The organism is Allobosea sp. Tri-44, assembly GCF_004123845.1.
Taxonomy (GTDB): domain Bacteria; phylum Pseudomonadota; class Alphaproteobacteria; order Rhizobiales; family Beijerinckiaceae; genus Allobosea.
In genome coordinates this window covers 165,534-182,298 of the sequence record NZ_NBDP01000015.1, presented here as the reverse complement: position 1 = coordinate 182,298, position 16,765 = coordinate 165,534, and the positions used below count along the sequence as shown (strand labels likewise).

Below are 16,765 nucleotides of genomic sequence, written 5' to 3'. Positions count from 1 at the left end.
GGCGGGTTCGGGCGCGAAGCGTCCGAGGATGTGGGCGCTCTATAGCGGTTTTGACAGATGCGGGCCAGCGCAAGGCCGGCAATTCCTGCCGGGCCCGACAGCGGCGAGACGCGTTTCCTGCCGGGTGAGTGACGAGGTGCATTAGCTCAAGCTGCTGAATCTGAATGGTTTCCTGGTTGGCGTGGCTCTTGCTCCGGGAGCAGCGGCCACGTCGTCACGGTTCTGTTTCGGAGAGTACCCCATGTCCGCCGCGCCGGTCTCGCGTTCGTCCGCGCTGCCCGAGATTCTACCGCCGACCCGCCGCAGCCCGGAGCGGAACGAGCCGGAGCAGGCCTTCGCCCTGCCGCCAGAGCCGGTGGAGCGGCCGCGTCCGCGCGTCGAGGACGACCGCAGCTCGCGCGACAGCGCGGAGACACGCGAGCCCTCGAAATCCGATGACGGCGCCCGCAGAGCGGCAGCGACCGACACCAAATCATCCAGTCGCACCGATGAAGCCGGCAAGGACCGGAAGTCGGCAGGCGCGACCGAACCGTCCGACAAAGCGAAGACGGAGCCAGGACAAGACGAGACGTCGGCGAAGGACGCCACGGCTGCCGATGGCAAGAAAGCCGAGACGGCCGCTGGCGACAAACCGGCGAAGGGCAAGACAGTCGAGGAGAGCACGGCTGCGCTGGCGGTTGCGCTCGATGGCGCGCCTGTGATCAGCAAAGGTGCACCCGAGGACCAGATCGTTCCGGTCGCCGCTCCGCAGCCCGTGCCGGTTCCCGGCGTCCCTGCCGAGTTCCTGGCGCTGGCGGCGCTGACGCTCCAGGGCGGCGAGCAGGCCAAGCCGGACGGCGCTGCCACGCCGGAGAGCAAGCCGGAAGGGCAGGCGGTCGCGGCGACCAGCGAGGCGGGCCCTGCCGGACAGCCGGCGGCGACCGGCGCCGTCTTGCCGGTGCCGGCAGCGTTGCTGAAGGTTGACGGTCAGGTCAGTGCGGGTGGCGATGCCGCGGCGATCGGCGTCAAAGCCGGCGCGACGGCGCAACTTCCAGCAGCCGGCGTCGCGACCAAGGCGGGAACGAAGCCTGGCGAAGTGCAGCAGGGCGAGGCGAAGCCGGCCGATGGCCAGGTGGTGCCGAAGGAAGCGACCGAGGCCGGCAAGGCGACGACAGCCACCACCGGCGCCGAGGTCAAGGCGGCCGAAGCGACCACTGCGGGTCAACCCGCGCAACCGGCCACCTCGGACAATCCTGCTCTGGCCACTGGTACGCAGCAAGCAGCCGCGCCCGTGAGTCCGCAAGCCCTTCTCGCCGCCGGGCCGCAGAGCCTGACCACGCCGCAGCCGCCCTTGACCGAGCTCGACGCTGCCGCCCAGGCGACGGCGCAAGCCCAGGCCGAGGCCGCCCACAGGATGATCTCGGGCGAGACGGGCCGGGCAACGCCGCTGCACGTCGTCCCGGTCGAGATCGGCGCCCGGGCGCTCGCCGGCAATAAGCGTTTCGACATCCGGCTCGACCCGGCCGAGCTCGGCCGCATCGATGTCAGCCTCGAAATCTCCGACAAGGGCGAGGTCAGCGCCAAGCTGACGGTCGATCGCGTCGAGACGCTGCATATGCTGCAACGCGATGCGCGCACGCTCGAGCGCGCCTTCGAGCAGGCCGGCCTGAAACCGTCGGAGGGCGGCATCGACATGAGCCTGCGCGATTCCAGCGACCAGCAGGCTGGCGCGCGCCAGCAGCGGCAGGATGACGAGACGCCGCGCGGCCGCCGCGCCTGGGTCCAGGCCACAGACGACAGCGCACTCATTACGGAAGCGGCGACATTGCCGCGGACCGGCGGCCGCCTCGGCGGCGTCGATCTCAGCATCTGAAGGAGGAACGGACGATGACCGTCTCCAATACGGGTAACCTCTCCAATTCCCAGATCGCGGCCGCGCAGAACAACACCGCGACCGGCAGTGGCACCTCGATCGCCAATAATTTCGACCAGTTCCTCACCCTGCTGACGACGCAGCTCAAGAACCAGAACCCGCTCGACCCGCTCGACACCAACCAGTTCACCCAGCAGCTGGTGCAGTTCGCCGGCGTCGAGCAGCAGCTCAAGCAGAACGAGACGCTGACGGCGCTGCTCGGCGTCAGCAAGGCGACGACGGGTGCGAGCGCGATCGGCTTCGTCGGCCAGACCGTCACGGCCGATGGTGCGGCTACGCAGCTCAAGGAGGGCAAGGCCGAGTGGAAGCTCAATGCTTCCAAGGGCGGCACCGGCACGGTCACGATCAAGGATGCCAGCGGCAAGGTCGTCTTCAGCGGCACGAAAACGCTGACGGCCGGCGACCAGACTTATAGCTGGGATGGCAAGACCTCGACCGGTTCGACGGCGCCCGAGGGCGAGTACACGATCACGATCGACGGCAGGGATGTTTCCGGCGCGGCGATCACGGTCAAGACTGAGATCACCGGCAAGGTCGACGGCATCGACTTCTCGACCACCGTACCGACCCTCCTGATCGGCGCGATCAAGGTGTCGCTCGACAAGGTCAAATCGGTGAAGGCCACGAGCTGACGGACACGGTCATGACCCATGCCGAAAGCCTGTGTGATTGCTTTAGGCAAAATTTAAGCCCGTCGGGGCTAGGCTCCTGGGCAGTAGGTCTGTTGAGTTGTGTGAGAGTTACCATGACCGAGCCGCTGCGACCGCGCGTCAAATATGTGATCGGGCCTGATGGCAGCCCGCTCACCATTGCTGACCTGCCGCCGATGAACACGCGTCGCTGGGTGATCCGGCGCAAGGCTGAGGTCGTTGCCGCCGTGCGCGGCGGCCTGCTCAGCCTGGAAGAGGCCTGCCAGCGCTACACGCTGACGGTCGACGAATTCCTGAGCTGGCAGATGTCGATCGACCAGCATGGCCTCGCTGGCCTGCGCACCACCCGCATTCAGCACTACCGCCAGTAATACAGCGGGCGATCCACCAGATTTATCGGGCGTCGGCCGAGCGGCCGGCGCCTTTTCGCGTTCGCAGCTGTGTGTCTTTTCAGTTGAATTGCCTGTTTCCTAACCGTCGTTAACCGGGCGCTAACCATGCACTGGGAAAAACTTGCCTAGTGGTGTGTCTGCGCGTTGGTTTCGCAGGCACCGGGCAACGGAAACGTGGCGTGAACGGGCTAGTCGATCAGTTCCGGAGATTCGGCGCGGCACGGCTGGCGGCGATGCTGGCGGTGACGCTGGCGCTGATCGGCTTCTTCGCCTTCGTCATGCTGCGCATGTCGCAACCGGCGATGGGCGTGCTCTTCGCCGACCTGTCCAGCCAGGACGTCGGCGCCATCGTCAAGGATCTCGACACGCGCGGGGTGAAATACGAGCTGCGCGGCGACGGGCAGACGATCCTCGCGCCGCGCGCGGACGTGCCGAAGCTCAGGCTCGAATTGGCAGGCAAGGGTATCCCGTCCGGCGGTGGCGTCGGCTACGAGATATTCGACAAGGGCGACGCCTTTTCCTCGACGAGCTTCGTCCAGAACATCAACCATCTGCGTGCGCTGGAAGGCGAGCTCTCGCGCACCATTCGTTCGATCAGCCGGGTCCAGGCGGCGCGCGTCCATCTCGTCATTCCCGAGCGGCGCCTGTTCGAGCGCGACCGCGAGCCGCCGCGCGCCTCGATCGCGCTCAAGCTCGCCGGTGATCTCGACAACGCCCAGGTCCGGGCGATCCGCCATCTCGTCTCCTCGGCCGTCGACGGGCTGAAGCCGGAACGGGTCTCGATCGTCGACGAGCGCGGTCGACTCCTCGCTGACGGCGCGCAAGGTGAGCAGGGCATGGTCGGCGTGGCGCTGGACGAGCGCCAGAGTGCGATGGAGCGGCGGATCAAGGCGCAGGTCGACGATATCGTCGCCAGCATCGTCGGGCCGGGCCGCGCCCGCGTCCAGGTCTCGGCGACGCTCGATACGAACCGGATCGAGAGCCGTTCCGAGACATTCGATCCCGAGAGCAAGGTCATCCGCTCGAGCCAGAACCGGACAGAGGCCTCCGCTACCAGCGAGCAGCGCGAGGGCGTCACGGTCGGCAACGAACTGCCCGGCGCCCAGCAGAACCAGGGCCAGCAGCAAGGCCAGCAGCGCGATACCAACTCGAAGAACGAGGAGGTCGTCAATTATGAGATCTCGCGAACGACCCGCACCGAGGTGCAGGATGGCGGGCGGATCCGCAAGCTCTCCGTCGCCGTGCTGGTCGATGGCGTCTATAGTCGGCAAGGCAACGAGACGAACTACCAGCCGCGGTCGCCGGAGGAGCTGGAGCGGATCGGCCAGCTGGTGCGGACCGCGATCGGCTTCGACCGCCAGCGCGGCGACCAGATCGAGGTCGTCAATCTGCGCTTCGCCGAGGCGCCCCAGACCGCGACGGACCTGACCGAGCAGACGTTGATGCAGCAGCTCACCTCCTTCACCAGGGAGGATCTCGTCCGCTTCGCGGAGATGGGCGTGATCGCGCTGCTCATCCTGATCGTCCTGATGGTGGTGGTGCGCCCGCTGCTCAAGCAGGTGCTCGCGCCCGATCGCGAGGTCAGGGCCCTTCCGAGCTTCATGCGCAACGGCACGCTGGTGGTTGACCCGGGTACCGGCGATCCGTCGACCTTCTCCTCGGTCTCCGGCGGAGCGGGCTCGGCCGGCGGTGCAGATGCCAGCCAGGTCAATGTCGAGGCACCATCGGAGCGGATGCTCGCGATCGCGCAGATCAAGGGCCAGCTCAAGGCGCAGTCGGTCGAGAAGATCGGCGCCATGGTCTCGCAGAATCCGGCGGATTCCGTCGCGGTGCTGCGCGGCTGGATCCACGAGAAAGCACCAGCGTGACGGGAGCCTGAACCATGGCCGCGACACGCTCTATCGCAACCCGCAGCGGGACCTCCGGTTCTGACAGCGAGTCCGCGAGCTATAACGACGGACCGATGACGCTAGAGGGCATGACCGGCCCGCAGCGGGCGGCCGTCATCCTGCTCGTGCTCGGCGAGGACCATGGTCGGGCGATCTGGGAAGAGTTCGACGACGAGGAAATCCGCATCATCACGCGCGCCATGGCGGAGCTCGGCACGGTCGATTCCGATCAGGTCGAGAAATTGATGCTCGATTTCGTCGGCAGGCTCTCCAGCGCCGGCGCGGTCACCGGCTCCTTCGATCGCACGATCTCGCTGCTCGAGAAGATCCTGCCGACCGATCAGGTCGCGCTGATCATGGAGGAAATCCGTGGTCCCGCCGGCCGCAACATGTGGCAGAAGCTCGGCAACATTGACGCCGTCGTGCTCGCGAACTTCCTCAAGAACGAATACCCGCAGACGATCGCTGTGATCCTTTCGCGCATCCGGCCCGAGCATTCGGCGAATGTGCTGCGCAACCTGCCGAACGAGCTCTCGATTGAGGTGGTCGGTCGGATGCTGCGCATGGAATCGGTGCAGAAGGAGGCGCTCGACCATATCGAGAACACGTTGCGCACCGAGTTCGTCTCGACGCTGACGCAGACGCGCCGACGCGATCCGCACGAGATGATGGCCGAGATCTTCAACGGCTTCGATCGCCAGACCGAGATGCGCTTCCTCGCTGCGCTCGACGTGACCAACCAGGACTCGGCCGAGCGCATCCGCGCCCTGATGTTCACCTTCGAGGACCTCGGCAAACTCGATTCCGCCGGGCTGCAGACGCTGATGCGCCAGGTCGACAAGGACATGCTCGCCCGCGCTCTCAAGGGCGCCAACGAGGAGATGCGCGCCTTCTTCCTCGGGGCGATGTCGCAGCGCGCCGCCAAGAACCTGCAGGACGACATGCAGGGCCTTGGCCCGCTGCGGCTCAAGGAGGTCGACGAGGCGCAGATGAAGATGGTGACCCTGGCCAAGGATCTTGCCGAAAAGGGCGAGATCGTCATCGCCAAGGGCAATTCCGAAGACGAATTGGTCTACTGACATGGCAGCTGCCAAGAAATTCATGTTCGACACAGACTTCCGCGGCAATGGCCGCAAGGCGGTCGACGAGGCAGCGCTTGAGGCTGCCAGGGCAGTGGGCTTCCACAGCGGCCTCGACCAGGCGCGGCGCGAGGCCGAGCAGCAGCTGGGGAGCCTGCTGTCGCAGCTTGTGCGCCAAAGCGAGCGGCTGCTGGCGCAGCAGGACGAACGCCTGGCGGAAATCGAAGCCCAGGCGGCGCAGCTTGCGATTGCGACCGCGCGCAGCCTCGCCGGGGCGGCCCTGGCCGACAAGCCGCTGGTGCAACTGCTCGCAGCGGCGCGCGAATGCCTGGCCCATGCCCGGCATGCGCCGCATCTGGCGATCCGGGTCCATGAAAGCTTGGTCGAGACCGTCGAGGAAAAACTCTCCGGGCTCGCCCGCGAGACCGGCTTTGCCGGCCGGATCGTCGTGCTCGGCGAGCCGGACATCGCCATCGGTGACGGCCGGCTCGAATGGGCCGATGGCGGTATCGCGATCGAGCGCGCGGAACTCGACGAAGCGGTCGACAAGGCGGTCAGGGCCGTCTTCGGGCCGGAAGCGGGGTAAGCAAGATGCCGAACGAAAACGATCTCAACCTGCCGCCGCTCAATCCGGCCGACCTGTCCTTCGACCATAGCGGCGGGGGCGACTCGGTGGCGCGGTCGGGACCGGTCCCGGTCAAGACGGCGGAGGATCTCGAGCAGGTCTTCGACGTGCCGGTCACGGTCTCCGCCGTGCTGGGCTCGTCACGGATCGCGGTCGGCGATCTCCTGCGCGTGACGCCCGGCACGGTGCTGGAACTCGACCGGCGCGTCGGCGAGGCGATCGACATCTTCGTCAACGAGCGCCTGGTGGCGCGCGGCGAGGTCGTGGTGGTGGAGGAACGCCTCGGCGTCACCATGACGGAAATCATCAAGACCGACCGGTGACGAACCGGTCGGAGCGACTGCATCTTTCAAGGAAGGCCTGAGCCATGCGCCTCATCATCGTCGGCAGCCTCAAGGGCCAGCTCATCACCGCGGCGAAGATCGCGGTCTCGCAGGGCGCCGCCGTCACTCATGCCGAGAGCATCGAGCAGGCGCTGGCCGTGCTGCGCGCCAAGGGCGGCGACCTCCTGATGGTCGATGTCGAGCAGCCGATCGCCAGACTGGTCGCGGCGCTCGAGGCCGAGCGCATCCGCACCCCGCTCGTCGCCTGCGGTACCTCGACCGATGCCCGCGCCGCGGTCGCTGCGATCCAGGCCGGCGCGCGCGAATATGTGCCGCTGCCGCCCGATCCGGAGCTGATCGCAGCCGTGCTCGCCGCGGTCGCAGGCGACAAGGCGAGCCTGATCTGGCGCGACCCGGCGATGGAGCGCGTCGTCCAACTCGCCAACCAGATCGCCCGCTCGGACGCACCCGTGCTGGTTACCGGCGAGAGCGGCACCGGCAAGGAGATGATCGCGCAGCATTTGCACCAGAAGTCACTGCGCAAGGACAAGCCCTTCGTCGCGGTGAACTGCGCGGCAATCCCCGACAACCTGCTCGAATCGGAGCTGTTCGGTCATGAGAAGGGTGCCTTTACCGGTGCGATCGCAAGGCGCATCGGCAAGTTCGAGGAGGCGAATGGCGGCACGCTGCTGCTCGACGAAATCTCGGAGATGGATGTGCGCCTGCAGGCCAAGCTCCTGCGTGCGCTGCAGGAGCGGATGATCGATCGGGTCGGCGGTACGCAGCCAGTCAAGGTCGACCTGCGCATCATCGCGACCTCGAACCGCAATCTCGGCGATGCCGTGCGCGAAGGCTCTTTCCGCGAGGACCTGTTCTACCGGCTGAACGTCGTGCACCTGCGCTTGCCGGCGCTGCGCGAACGCCCCGGCGACATCCTGGTGCTGGCCGATCATTTCGCCAGGAAATATGCCGAGCTGAACGGGCTGCCGCTGCGCCCGATCGCGGCCGAGGCGCGCAAGCTCCTGCTTGGCAATGGCTGGCGCGGCAATGTCCGCGAACTCGAGAACACGGTGCACCGCGCCGTCCTGCTGGCGCAGGGCGTCGAGATCGGGACGGAGGCGATGCTGACGCCGGAAGGCGAGACGCTGGGCCCGGCCAGCGGGCGCGATGTCGCGACGCGAGCGGCACAGACGGCCGAAGCGGTGACGCGCGGTCTCGTCGGGCGCACGGTTGCCGATGTTGAGCGCGATCTCATCCTCGACACGCTGGATCATTGCCTCGGCAACCGGACCCATGCTGCCAAGATCCTGGGCATCTCGATCCGGACGCTGCGCAACAAGCTCAGCGAATACGTCGCTGACGGCGTTCCCGTCGCCGAGCCGGGGCAGGCGCGGGCAAACTCTCTTTGACGGCTCCGAAACTGAAACGGGCCGGGGCTTGAGCCCCGGCCCGATCCCTGCCGCTCAGTAGTAGTAGCGGCGACGATAATAGGAGCGCCGCGGACGGTAATAGTAGCGCGGGCGATAATAATGGCGCCGATAATAGCGCGGCCGGCGATAATAATAGTACTGGCTGAAGTCGGCATCGGTCTTGTCGAGGCCCTCCTTCAGTTCCTCCGGCAGCTCTTCCGGCTTCTTGGCCGGGAGCGGGGCGAGCTTCGGCTGCGCAGCTTCTGAGGCGGCGATGCCGCCGACGCTGGCAACGGCGAGACCGCCGAACAGCGCCATTACGAATGAACGTCGATCCATGTCATGCCTCCAGTTGGTTCGATCCGGGCGCCGCGTTCCCACGAGGCCACTCTATTCCCCTTTTTGACCGATCGTCACGTTGGCGTTGTGACAATGGTTCACAAAGGGCCGACGGCGCGGGATACCGGCCGTTAGCTTGTTGTGCCGGTCTGAGGCGCAATCGCCTCGTCGATGTCCGCCTCATCCTCAGACCGCTCCCAGCGGCTTGCTGATGTCTTCGAGCGAGCGGCGCTCCGCCTTGACCGCAAAGCGCCAAGCGATCAGCCCGGCAGCGATCATCAGCACGGCGCCGAACAGATAGCCGCCGAGCACGCTCATCCGCGAGCCGGTGTCGATCAGCGCGCCGAAGAGCCAGGGACCGGCGACGCCGCCGAGCCCGGTGCCGAGCGAATAGAACACCGCGATGGCCAGCGCCCTGATCTCAAGCGGATAGGTCTCGCTCACGGTCAGATACGCCGAACTCGCCGCCGCGGATGCGAAGAAGAAGACGATGCTCCAGCAGATGGTGAGCTGGCTTGCGCTGACCATCTCGCGTGCGAACAGGAAGCCGGTCCCGGCCAGGAGAACACCGGACAGGATATAAGTCCCGGCGATCATGGGACGCCGTCCGAGCGTATCGAAGAGCCGGCCGAGCAGGAGCGGTCCGAGGAAGTTGCCGGCGGCGAAGGGCAGGATGAACCAGCCGATCGCCTGCGATGGAACGCCGTAGAAGTCGGTCAGGATCAGCGCATAGGTGAAGAAGATTGCATTGTAGAAGAAGGCCTGCGACGTCATCAGCGCCAGCGCGACCAACGTGCGCGGCCGGTGCGTGACGAAGAGCGTGTGGGCCACTTCACCCATCGGCGTGCGCGAGCGCGGGCGCAGGGTGAGCGTCGGCAGCTTTGCCGCAGGCTGCGGTGGCGAGAACGATTCGATATGGGCGACAATGCGCTCGGCCTCGGCGATGCGGCCATGGCTCATCAGCCAGCGCGGACTCTCCGGGATCCATTGCCGCAGGAACATGATGATCAGGCCGAGCACGGCGCCGATGAAGAAGGCGAGCCGCCAGCCCATGTCCGGCGAAACAAAGGAGGGATCGAGCAGGATGATGGCGGCAACGCCACCGATCGCCGCGCCGACCCAGAAGGAGCCGTTGATCACGAGATCGGTCCAGCCGCGCACGCGCGCCGGCACGAGCTCCTGGATCGCCGAATTGATTGCGGTGTATTCGCCGCCGATGCCCATCCCGGTCACGAAGCGGAAGAGCAGGAAACTCCACAGGTTCCAGGAGAAGGCGGTCGCGGCGGTCGCGCTCAGATAGACGAGAACGGTGATGGTGAAGAGCTTCTTGCGGCCAAGCCGATCAGTCAGCCAACCGAAGAAAACCGCGCCGAGGACCGCGCCGGCGAGATAGGCGGCGCCCGCCATCCCGACCTCGGTGTTGGTGAAGCGCAGCACCGGGCTTTCCTTGAGGGCGCCCGATACGGCGCCGGCGAGGGTGACCTCGAGCCCGTCGAGGATCCAGGTGATGCCGAGTGCGACGACCACAAGCGTGTGGAAGCGTGACCAGGGCAAGCGGTCGAGCCTCGCCGGGATGTCGGTGACGATCTCGCCTGAGCTCTCGCGTCCCTCGTTCAAAAGGCTCGTCCCTCCGACAGACGGTCTTGGCGCCGCTTCAAAGGCGACGGGCGGCCAGGGCCGCCCGTCGATAGGCTTGGTTCTCAGCGGTAGATCACGCGCCGGCGCACGACGACCGGGCGACGATAAGGCCTCGGCCGGCGCACCACGACGGTGCGGCGTACGACGACGGGGCGGCGATAAGGCCTGGGCCGACGAACGACGACGCGGTCACGGACCACGACCTGGCTGAAATCGGCATCGGTCTTGTCGAGGCCTGCTTTCAGCGCCGGAGCGAGCTCTTCCGGGCTCGGCAGCGGAGCAGCGGGAGCTGCAGTTGCAGCCTGGACAATGCCCATGCCGCCGACGCTGGCGGCGGCGAGACCGCCGAAAAGGCTGACCATAAATGAACGTCTATCCAAGATATCCTCCAGAAGGCTTCGGCCTTTACGGCCGATGTCGTCGACCCCGTGCGAGTTGGCTGGCCGAATGCGGCCACAACGCGGCCATTCGATAACAGCCCGTTCAGGGAAAGGTTCCAGACGGGATTTTTTTGAGGCTTCTTAACCACTCGTTCACCATGCGCTCGGCAAGAATTGCCGGGTACGACAGCCGCCCGGCCACGGGCGACGCGTGGGAGCTTCTGGTCGATGAGCGATGTGACGGCAGGCAGCGGCGGGGGCATGCAGATGCCGACGCGCGGCCAGATGGGCGCGCTGCTCAACCGGCCGGACCTGTTCCTCGCCATCGGCGTGATGGGCATCCTCGTGGTGCTGATCTTCCCGCTGCCGGCGATGCTGCTCGACATGCTGCTGGCGCTTTCGATCATCCTCTCGGTGCTCGTCCTGATGACGGCGCTGTTCATCGAGGAGCCGCTGGAGTTCTCGGCCTTCCCGACCGTGCTGCTGATCGTGACGATGCTGCGGCTGGCGCTGAACCTCGCCTCGACACGCCTGATCCTCGCCCATGGCCATGAGGGCACGGCGGCCGCCGGCCACGTCATCGAAGCCTTCGGCAATTTCGTGATGAGCGGCAATTTCGTGATCGGGGTGATCGTCTTCACCATCCTGATCATCGTCAACTTCGTCGTCATCACCAAAGGCTCGGGCCGCATCGCCGAGGTCGCTGCACGCTTTGCCCTCGATGCCTTGCCCGGCAAGCAGATGGCGATCGACGCCGACCTTTCAGCCGGTCTGATCGATCAGGACGTCGCCAAGGCCAGGCGCAAGGCGCTGGAGGACGAGGCCAACTTCTTCGGCTCGATGGACGGCGCCTCGAAGTTCGTGCGCGGCGACGCGATCGCGGGCCTGCTGATCACCTTCATCAACGTGATCGGCGGCATCATCATCGGCGTGGCGCAGCAGGGCATGAGCTTCGGCGCGGCGGCGCACAGCTACACGCTGCTGACCGTCGGCGACGGCCTCGTCAGCCAGATCCCGGCGCTGATCGTCTCGACGGCGGCGGGCCTGCTGGTCTCGAAATCGGGCGTGCGCGGCGCCGCCGACAAGGCGCTCGGCAAGCAGCTCTCGGGCTATCCCAAGGCGCTCGGCATGTCGGCGGCGGTGATGCTGCTGATCGCGGTCCTCCCCGGCATTCCGATGCTGCCCTTCCTCGTCCTTGCCGCCGGCTCGGGCTGGCTGGCGCGCCATTTCGGCCGCCTCGCCAAGGCGCGTGAGACGGAAGCCGCCGTGCAGGCGCAGGCGGCCTCGCCGCTTGCGCCCGACGGCACGCCGAAGGAAGAGACCCTCAACGATCTGCTCAAGCTCGACGAACTCAAGATCGAGATCGGCTACGGCCTGCTGCCGCTGGTGAATGCGCCCGGCGGCGCCGACCGGCTGACGGATCAGGTCAGGGCGCTGCGGCGCCAACTCGCCGCCGAGCTCGGCTTCGTCATGCCGGCCGTGCGCATCGTCGACAACGTCCAGCTCGAGGCCAACCACTACTTCATCAAGATCAAGGAGATCGATGCCGGGCACGGCATGGTCTATCCCGGCCAATACATGGCGATGGACCCGATGGGGGGAAGCGTCACGCTGCCTGGCCACAACGTGCTGGAGCCGACCTTCGGTCTTCCGGCGACCTGGATCGACGGGGCACTGCAGGACGAGGCGCAATTGCGCGGCTACACCGTGGTCGACGCCGCGACCGTGATCTCGACCCATCTCACTGAGGTGCTGAAGTCGCACATGCCGGAGCTGCTCTCCCATGGCGAGGTGCAGAAGCTCCTGCGCGAATTGCCCAAGGATCATGCCGACCTGGTCAAGGAGATCGTGCCGAACCAGATCTCGACCACCGGCATCCAGCGCGTGCTACAATTGCTGCTCTCCGAGCGCATCTCGATCCGCGATCTCGGCACGATCGTCGAGGGCATCGCCGAGGTCGCGGGCGCCATCAAGAATCCGCGCGACATCGCCGAGCATGTCCGCGTCCGCCTCGCCCGCCAGATCTGCGCGCAGTTCTCCAACCAGCATGGACAATTGCCGATCATCACCATGTCGCCGGCCTGGGAGAGCGTCTTTGCCGAATCGATCGTCGGCCAGGGCGAGGACCGTCACCTCGCCATGCAGCCCTCGCGGCTTCAGGACTTCGTCCATCAGGTGCGCGACAAGTTCGAGGAGGCGGCGCGCCTCGGCGAGATGCCGTCGCTGGTCACCTCCGGCATGGCGCGGCCCTTCGTGCGCCAGATCATCGAGCGCTTCCGCCGCGAGACCCCGGTGCTCTCGCAGAGCGAGATCCATCCGCGGGCCAAGCTCAGGACGGTGGGGAGCGTCTGACGGAACTCAGCGCCTGCTTACGACGACGAGATAGCGCGCCGGCTCGGTGCCGGGATTGCTGAAGCGGCAATCGCTGGGCGGGCCGAGCTCCATGCAGTCACCGGCCTCAAGCCGCGTGACGATGCCGCCTTCGTCGAAGTCGAGCAGGCCTGACTGCATCCAGATCTGCTGGCGGATGAAGGCGTAGGAACTCGCGGGATAAGCGATCGCGGCGCCGGGCGGCAATTCGCCGGCGACGAGCTCGAGATCGCCATTGCCGGCTGGCGAGATCGCGCGGCGGACGAAGCCGGTCTCCGGATCGCGCCAGAGCGGCTGCTCCGTGGCGCGGCGGACGCGCTCGCCGGCATTCTCGATCCGCGCGAGCAGGTTCGACAGGGTCAGGCCAAAGGCTCCGGAGAGCCGGCCGAGCAACACCGCGGTCGGGCTCGCCTCGCCGCGCTCGATCCGGCTGATCATCGCGCGCGAGACGCCGGAGCGCTCGGCGAGGTCGTTCAGGCTCCAGCCGCGCATCTCGCGCTCGCTGCGCAGGCGTTCCGCCAATCTTGACGCGAGATCGTCCATCATCATACCCTTGATTCTCTTATAATAGAGCGCGGCAAGGACGTTGGCCAGAGGACGGGGTAGGCGCTCCTCCATCAACGCCATGGCCGCATGCTGGGCCGGCATTGGTCCTTCCCGCCACTCTCGCTAAGCGCAGCCATGTCCCGCAATGCCGCCTTCTTCGCGCTGATGTGCCTCGTCTGGGGGCTGACCTGGCTGCCGATCAAGGTCGGCGCGCAGCATGTGCCGCCGGTCTTCCTCGCGGCGTCGCGTTTCGTCATCGCCGGAGCGCTGATGCTGGCCTGGGCCGGCCGCGACGTACTGCGGGTGCCAAGCGAGGCCTGGCCGCGCGTGATCATGACCGCGCTGCTGCTCAACACCGGCAACTACACCCTGCTGTTCTGGGGCACGGCCCAGGCGCCGACCGGGCTCGCGGCGATCGTCAACTTCGCTACCATCCCGATCTTCACCATCATCGCCAGCTATCTCATCGAGGGGCATGCGATCGGCGGGCGCAAGCTCGCGGCGATCGGTCTCGGCGCGATCGGCCTCGGCTTCCTGTTCTCGACACGCGCGCTCGGCGGATTTGCAGCGGCCAAGGGCGGACCGCTCGAACTCTGGGGGCTGGCGGCGGTCGCCGCCGGCACGCTGCTCTACTGCTTCGGCGCGGTCTGGTCGCGGCCGGTGATGGGCCGCATCCCGACGCTGACGCTGGCCGGCTGGCAGACGCTGATCGGCGGCTTCGGGCTCTGCCTGATGTCCGGCCTGCTGGAGAACGTGACGCCGGCGCATTTCAGTGCGCTGCTCTCCTGGCCGACGCTGCCTGCGCTGGCGGTGCTGGTCGTCGGCGGCTCGCTGATCGGCTTCACGATCTATCTGCGGCTGGTGCGCGACTGGGGCGCCTTCCGGGCCGGGCTCTACGCCTTCATCAGCCCGGCAGTCGCAGTCGGAGCCGGCGTGTTCGCGCTCGGCGAGCCGTTCGGCCCGGCCGAGGCGATCGGCAGCCTCCTGATGTTCGGGGCGGCGGCGATCGCGCTGAAGCGCTGAAGCGTCACTCCGGCTTGTCGATGTGCAGGGCCGCCGCCTTGGCTGCTGCCTGCTCCTGCGCCTTCACCTGGGTTTCGTGCGCCAGCGCCTTGCGCAACTGCGCCCGCTCGAAGGCGAGCACGATCGGCAGCGAGATGACCAGCGGAATGATCAGGTAGAACAACCGCCAGATTAGCAGCGCCGCGAAGACGGCCGGGGCCGGCACGCCGGGCATTACCGCGAGGAAGACCGCTTCCATCACGCCGACCCCGCCCGGCACCTGGCTGAGCAGTCCGGCTGAGAACGAGATCAGGAAGGCGCCGAGCACGATGAAGAAGCCGGGATTGCCCTGCTCCGGTAGCGCGAAATAGATGATGCCGGCGGCGCCCATCAGTTCAAGCGGAGCGGCGAGATATTGCCGGGCGACGATCGGCAGGCGCGGATAGACCAGCTCGAACGAGCCGATCTTCAGCGGCTTGAAGCGCAGCCAGGAGCCGATCGTATAGAGCACGCAGAAGGCGAGCAGGCCAAAGCCGATCAGGCGCGCCTGCTTGTCGCCGATGCCGAACCAGTCGGAAAGCCGGTGCAGCGGTCGCAGGATCTGAGGTTCGCCGATCAGAACGAGCCCCATCAGCAGGATGGTGCCGAAGGCGAAGGTGAAGGAGCAGAGCGCCACCAGCACCGCGATCTCAGGCCCGCTCAGGCCCTTCGCGTGATAGGCGCGATAGCGCACCATGCCGCCCGAAAAGACCGAGGCGCCGATATTATGCGAGAGCGCATAGGTGACGAAGGAGCAGAGCGAGATATAGGCCCAGGAAATGCCCTTCTCGCGGTGCAAATGCAGCAGCGCGATCCGGTCGTACCAGGCGAGTGCGGCATAGGCGACGAGCGTCGCGAGCCCGGCGTGGAAGAAGGCGGCGGGCGGAATGACCGCGATCTTCTGGCCGATGCCGGTGGCGACGATCCTGACCGAGTCCCAGAGGCCGGCCTGTTCGAGCTGGGTTGCGAGCGCCTCATTGGTCAAGGCCTCGGACTTGAGCTTGTCCCAGAGCAGGTCGATCGACCAGATGACCGCGACGAGGCCGATGAGCGGCCAGAGATAGTCCAGATACTTCTTCATAGAACCCGCGAGCGGCCGAACGGCGAGAGGGAAGCCTATGTGAGTTTCGCGGCCTGTGCATGCAGGTATGCGTGGGCGCAAGTCGCGCCGCCTCTCTGCCAGCGCCGGCCTTGCAGGGCAAGCGCTCGCGTTACGTCACCCCCGAATCCGTCGATCCGGAGCGGGCCGGGCGAGGCGATCACTTGCCGCGCTTTTTCCGCCACTCGCGCATGAAGGCGATCTCCTTTTCCTGCTCGGTGATCACGGCTTCGGCGAGCTTGCGCAGCTCGGGGTCCTTGCCATGGGCGAGCACGACCTTGGCCATGTCGACCGCGCCCCGATGGTGCGGGATCATGCCGCGGACGAAGTCGACATCCGGATCGCCGCTGAAGGCGACGCCCATCTCCTTGTGCATCTTGTCGTTGGCCGCCTTGTAGGCCTGCGTCGCCGGCGTATCGGAAGCGGCCGGTGTCGCTGTGCTGTGACCGCCATGCCCCTGATGGCCCTGGGCCAAGGCTAGTCCGCCAAGGGCGAGCGTGCCGATCAGGGCGATGCCCGCGAGGGCGTTGCGGCTGGTGGTCATTCGGAAGGTCCTTTCGGGTGCCGGATTCGGCGTGCCGTCGAACCTCCGGGCCGATCATGTCATGAGCGCGGCGGGCGGGACGCGCCGAGGCAAGAAGCCTCCCGTCACATCTTCTTGCCGTCCTTGCCGAACTGCTTGAGATAGGCGGTGAGGTCGGCGATCTCCTTCTCGTTCTTGATGCCGGCGAAGATCATCTTGGTGCCGGGGATCTTCGCCTTGGGATCCTTGATGTATTCGGCGAAGACGGCCTCGTCCCAGGTGATGTTGGCGCCCTTGTTGGCGGTCGAATAGCTGTAGCCCTCGACCTCGCCGGTATGGCGCCCGAACAGGCCGTTGAGCTGCGGGCCGACCAGGTTCTTGGCGCCCTCGCCGAGCTGGTGACAGGCCCGGCACTTGTTCCACGAGCGCTCGCCGGCGGCGACGTCCTGTGCCGAGGCGCTGGTCGTGACGAGGGTGGTGGCGGTGAGCATAGCGGCAATGATCGGCAGTTTCATACGTAGATCCTGATGAGGAGAGAGGAGGGCGCCGC

The 16,765-nt window shown here is 66.6% G+C and carries 17 protein-coding genes; 10 read left to right on the top strand and 7 right to left on the bottom strand.

What is annotated here, in order from left to right; translation table 11 throughout:
• Nucleotides 1-241: 241 nt before the first annotated feature.
• The 8 genes from B6S44_RS10345 to flbD all read left to right on the top strand — a co-directional run bounded on the left by B6S44_RS10345 (nucleotide 242) and on the right by flbD (nucleotide 8,279).
• Nucleotides 242-1,852, top strand: a complete 1,611-nt coding sequence (locus tag B6S44_RS10345; RefSeq protein WP_129156815.1) for a flagellar hook-length control protein FliK — start codon at nucleotides 242-244, stop codon at nucleotides 1,850-1,852.
• Nucleotides 1,853-1,866: 14 nt separating this feature from the next.
• Nucleotides 1,867-2,544, top strand: a complete 678-nt coding sequence (locus tag B6S44_RS10340) for a flagellar hook assembly protein FlgD (protein ID WP_129156814.1) — start codon at nucleotides 1,867-1,869, stop codon at nucleotides 2,542-2,544.
• 113 nt (nucleotides 2,545-2,657) lie between these two features.
• Complete coding sequence (gene sciP / locus B6S44_RS10335) at nucleotides 2,658-2,933, top strand: CtrA inhibitor SciP (protein WP_038359348.1); 276 nt, start codon at nucleotides 2,658-2,660, stop codon at nucleotides 2,931-2,933.
• Nucleotides 2,934-3,133: 200 nt separating this feature from the next.
• Nucleotides 3,134-4,822, top strand: a complete 1,689-nt coding sequence (gene fliF / locus B6S44_RS10330; protein WP_129156813.1) for a flagellar basal-body MS-ring/collar protein FliF — start codon at nucleotides 3,134-3,136, stop codon at nucleotides 4,820-4,822.
• Between the two features lie 14 nt (nucleotides 4,823-4,836).
• Nucleotides 4,837-5,922 carry a flagellar motor switch protein FliG gene (gene fliG / locus B6S44_RS10325; protein ID WP_129156812.1) on the top strand — a complete coding sequence of 362 codons (1,086 nt, stop codon included), beginning with the start codon at nucleotides 4,837-4,839 and terminating at the stop codon, nucleotides 5,920-5,922.
• 22 nt (nucleotides 5,923-5,944) lie between these two features.
• Complete coding sequence (locus tag B6S44_RS10320; RefSeq protein WP_164985781.1) at nucleotides 5,945-6,508, top strand: FliH/SctL family protein; 564 nt, start codon at nucleotides 5,945-5,947, stop codon at nucleotides 6,506-6,508.
• Nucleotides 6,509-6,513: 5 nt separating this feature from the next.
• Nucleotides 6,514-6,870 (top strand): flagellar motor switch protein FliN, encoded by a 357-nt coding sequence (gene fliN / locus B6S44_RS10315; RefSeq protein WP_126115402.1) that lies wholly within the window; start codon nucleotides 6,514-6,516, stop codon nucleotides 6,868-6,870.
• 44 nt (nucleotides 6,871-6,914) lie between these two features.
• Complete coding sequence (gene flbD, locus B6S44_RS10310; protein WP_129156810.1) at nucleotides 6,915-8,279, top strand: sigma-54-dependent transcriptional regulator FlbD; 1,365 nt, start codon at nucleotides 6,915-6,917, stop codon at nucleotides 8,277-8,279.
• Nucleotides 8,280-8,333: 54 nt separating this feature from the next.
• Here flbD and B6S44_RS10305 read toward each other — a convergent pair whose 3' ends face one another.
• The 3 genes from B6S44_RS10305 to B6S44_RS10295 form a co-directional block, all read right to left on the bottom strand.
• Nucleotides 8,334-8,618 carry a hypothetical protein gene (locus tag B6S44_RS10305; protein WP_129156809.1) on the bottom strand — a complete coding sequence of 95 codons (285 nt, stop codon included), beginning with the start codon at nucleotides 8,616-8,618 and terminating at the stop codon, nucleotides 8,334-8,336.
• 186 nt (nucleotides 8,619-8,804) lie between these two features.
• Nucleotides 8,805-10,235: an MFS transporter gene (locus B6S44_RS10300; protein ID WP_129156808.1), complete on the bottom strand. Its 1,431-nt coding sequence runs from the start codon at nucleotides 10,233-10,235 to the stop codon at nucleotides 8,805-8,807.
• Nucleotides 10,236-10,318: 83 nt separating this feature from the next.
• Nucleotides 10,319-10,618 carry a hypothetical protein gene (locus B6S44_RS10295; protein WP_129156807.1) on the bottom strand — a complete coding sequence of 100 codons (300 nt, stop codon included), beginning with the start codon at nucleotides 10,616-10,618 and terminating at the stop codon, nucleotides 10,319-10,321.
• Between the two features lie 246 nt (nucleotides 10,619-10,864).
• On the opposite strand from B6S44_RS10295, the gene flhA reads away from it, so the two are divergent.
• Complete coding sequence (gene flhA / locus B6S44_RS10290; protein ID WP_129156806.1) at nucleotides 10,865-12,988, top strand: flagellar biosynthesis protein FlhA; 2,124 nt, start codon at nucleotides 10,865-10,867, stop codon at nucleotides 12,986-12,988.
• Between the two features lie 6 nt (nucleotides 12,989-12,994).
• Here flhA and B6S44_RS10285 read toward each other — a convergent pair whose 3' ends face one another.
• Nucleotides 12,995-13,549: a helix-turn-helix domain-containing protein gene (locus B6S44_RS10285; RefSeq protein WP_206735130.1), complete on the bottom strand. Its 555-nt coding sequence runs from the start codon at nucleotides 13,547-13,549 to the stop codon at nucleotides 12,995-12,997.
• Between the two features lie 138 nt (nucleotides 13,550-13,687).
• Between B6S44_RS10285 and B6S44_RS10280 the strand changes: the two genes are divergently transcribed.
• Nucleotides 13,688-14,575 (top strand): DMT family transporter, encoded by an 888-nt coding sequence (locus B6S44_RS10280; RefSeq protein WP_129156805.1) that lies wholly within the window; start codon nucleotides 13,688-13,690, stop codon nucleotides 14,573-14,575.
• Between the two features lie 4 nt (nucleotides 14,576-14,579).
• On the opposite strand, the gene B6S44_RS10275 is transcribed toward B6S44_RS10280, so the two are convergent.
• The 3 genes from B6S44_RS10275 to B6S44_RS10265 all read right to left on the bottom strand — a co-directional run bounded on the left by B6S44_RS10275 (nucleotide 14,580) and on the right by B6S44_RS10265 (nucleotide 16,730).
• Entirely contained in the window at nucleotides 14,580-15,674 is a 1,095-nt protein-coding gene (locus tag B6S44_RS10275) for a lysylphosphatidylglycerol synthase transmembrane domain-containing protein (RefSeq protein WP_129156804.1), read from the bottom strand.
• Nucleotides 15,675-15,852: 178 nt separating this feature from the next.
• Nucleotides 15,853-16,236 carry a CopM family metallochaperone gene (gene copM / locus B6S44_RS10270; protein ID WP_129156803.1) on the bottom strand — a complete coding sequence of 128 codons (384 nt, stop codon included), beginning with the start codon at nucleotides 16,234-16,236 and terminating at the stop codon, nucleotides 15,853-15,855.
• Between the two features lie 104 nt (nucleotides 16,237-16,340).
• On the bottom strand, nucleotides 16,341-16,730 hold the full coding sequence (locus B6S44_RS10265) for a c-type cytochrome (protein WP_129156802.1): 390 nt from the start codon (nucleotides 16,728-16,730) through the stop codon (nucleotides 16,341-16,343).
• Nucleotides 16,731-16,765: the final 35 nt, after the last annotated feature.

What these genes read in the sequence shown, in the direction of transcription:
- B6S44_RS10340 (WP_129156814.1), top strand. Translation starts at nt 1,867, where the DNA reads ATGACCGTCTCCAATACGGGTAACCTCTCCAATTCCCAGATCGCGGCC.
- B6S44_RS10295 (WP_129156807.1), bottom strand. Translation starts at nt 10,618, where the DNA reads ATGGTCAGCCTTTTCGGCGGTCTCGCCGCCGCCAGCGTCGGCGGCATG.
- B6S44_RS10265 (WP_129156802.1), bottom strand. Translation starts at nt 16,730, where the DNA reads ATGAAACTGCCGATCATTGCCGCTATGCTCACCGCCACCACCCTCGTC.
- fliG (WP_129156812.1), top strand. Translation starts at nt 4,837, where the DNA reads ATGGCCGCGACACGCTCTATCGCAACCCGCAGCGGGACCTCCGGTTCT.
- flbD (WP_129156810.1), top strand. Translation starts at nt 6,915, where the DNA reads ATGCGCCTCATCATCGTCGGCAGCCTCAAGGGCCAGCTCATCACCGCG.
- B6S44_RS10275 (WP_129156804.1), bottom strand. Translation starts at nt 15,674, where the DNA reads ATGAAGAAGTATCTGGACTATCTCTGGCCGCTCATCGGCCTCGTCGCG.
- B6S44_RS10280 (WP_129156805.1), top strand. Translation starts at nt 13,688, where the DNA reads ATGTCCCGCAATGCCGCCTTCTTCGCGCTGATGTGCCTCGTCTGGGGG.
- flhA (WP_129156806.1), top strand. Translation starts at nt 10,865, where the DNA reads ATGAGCGATGTGACGGCAGGCAGCGGCGGGGGCATGCAGATGCCGACG.
- B6S44_RS10345 (WP_129156815.1), top strand. Translation starts at nt 242, where the DNA reads ATGTCCGCCGCGCCGGTCTCGCGTTCGTCCGCGCTGCCCGAGATTCTA.
- B6S44_RS10320 (WP_164985781.1), top strand. Translation starts at nt 5,945, where the DNA reads ATGTTCGACACAGACTTCCGCGGCAATGGCCGCAAGGCGGTCGACGAG.
- copM (WP_129156803.1), bottom strand. Translation starts at nt 16,236, where the DNA reads ATGACCACCAGCCGCAACGCCCTCGCGGGCATCGCCCTGATCGGCACG.
- B6S44_RS10285 (WP_206735130.1), bottom strand. Translation starts at nt 13,549, where the DNA reads ATGGACGATCTCGCGTCAAGATTGGCGGAACGCCTGCGCAGCGAGCGC.
- sciP (WP_038359348.1), top strand. Translation starts at nt 2,658, where the DNA reads ATGACCGAGCCGCTGCGACCGCGCGTCAAATATGTGATCGGGCCTGAT.
- B6S44_RS10305 (WP_129156809.1), bottom strand. Translation starts at nt 8,618, where the DNA reads ATGGATCGACGTTCATTCGTAATGGCGCTGTTCGGCGGTCTCGCCGTT.
- fliN (WP_126115402.1), top strand. Translation starts at nt 6,514, where the DNA reads ATGCCGAACGAAAACGATCTCAACCTGCCGCCGCTCAATCCGGCCGAC.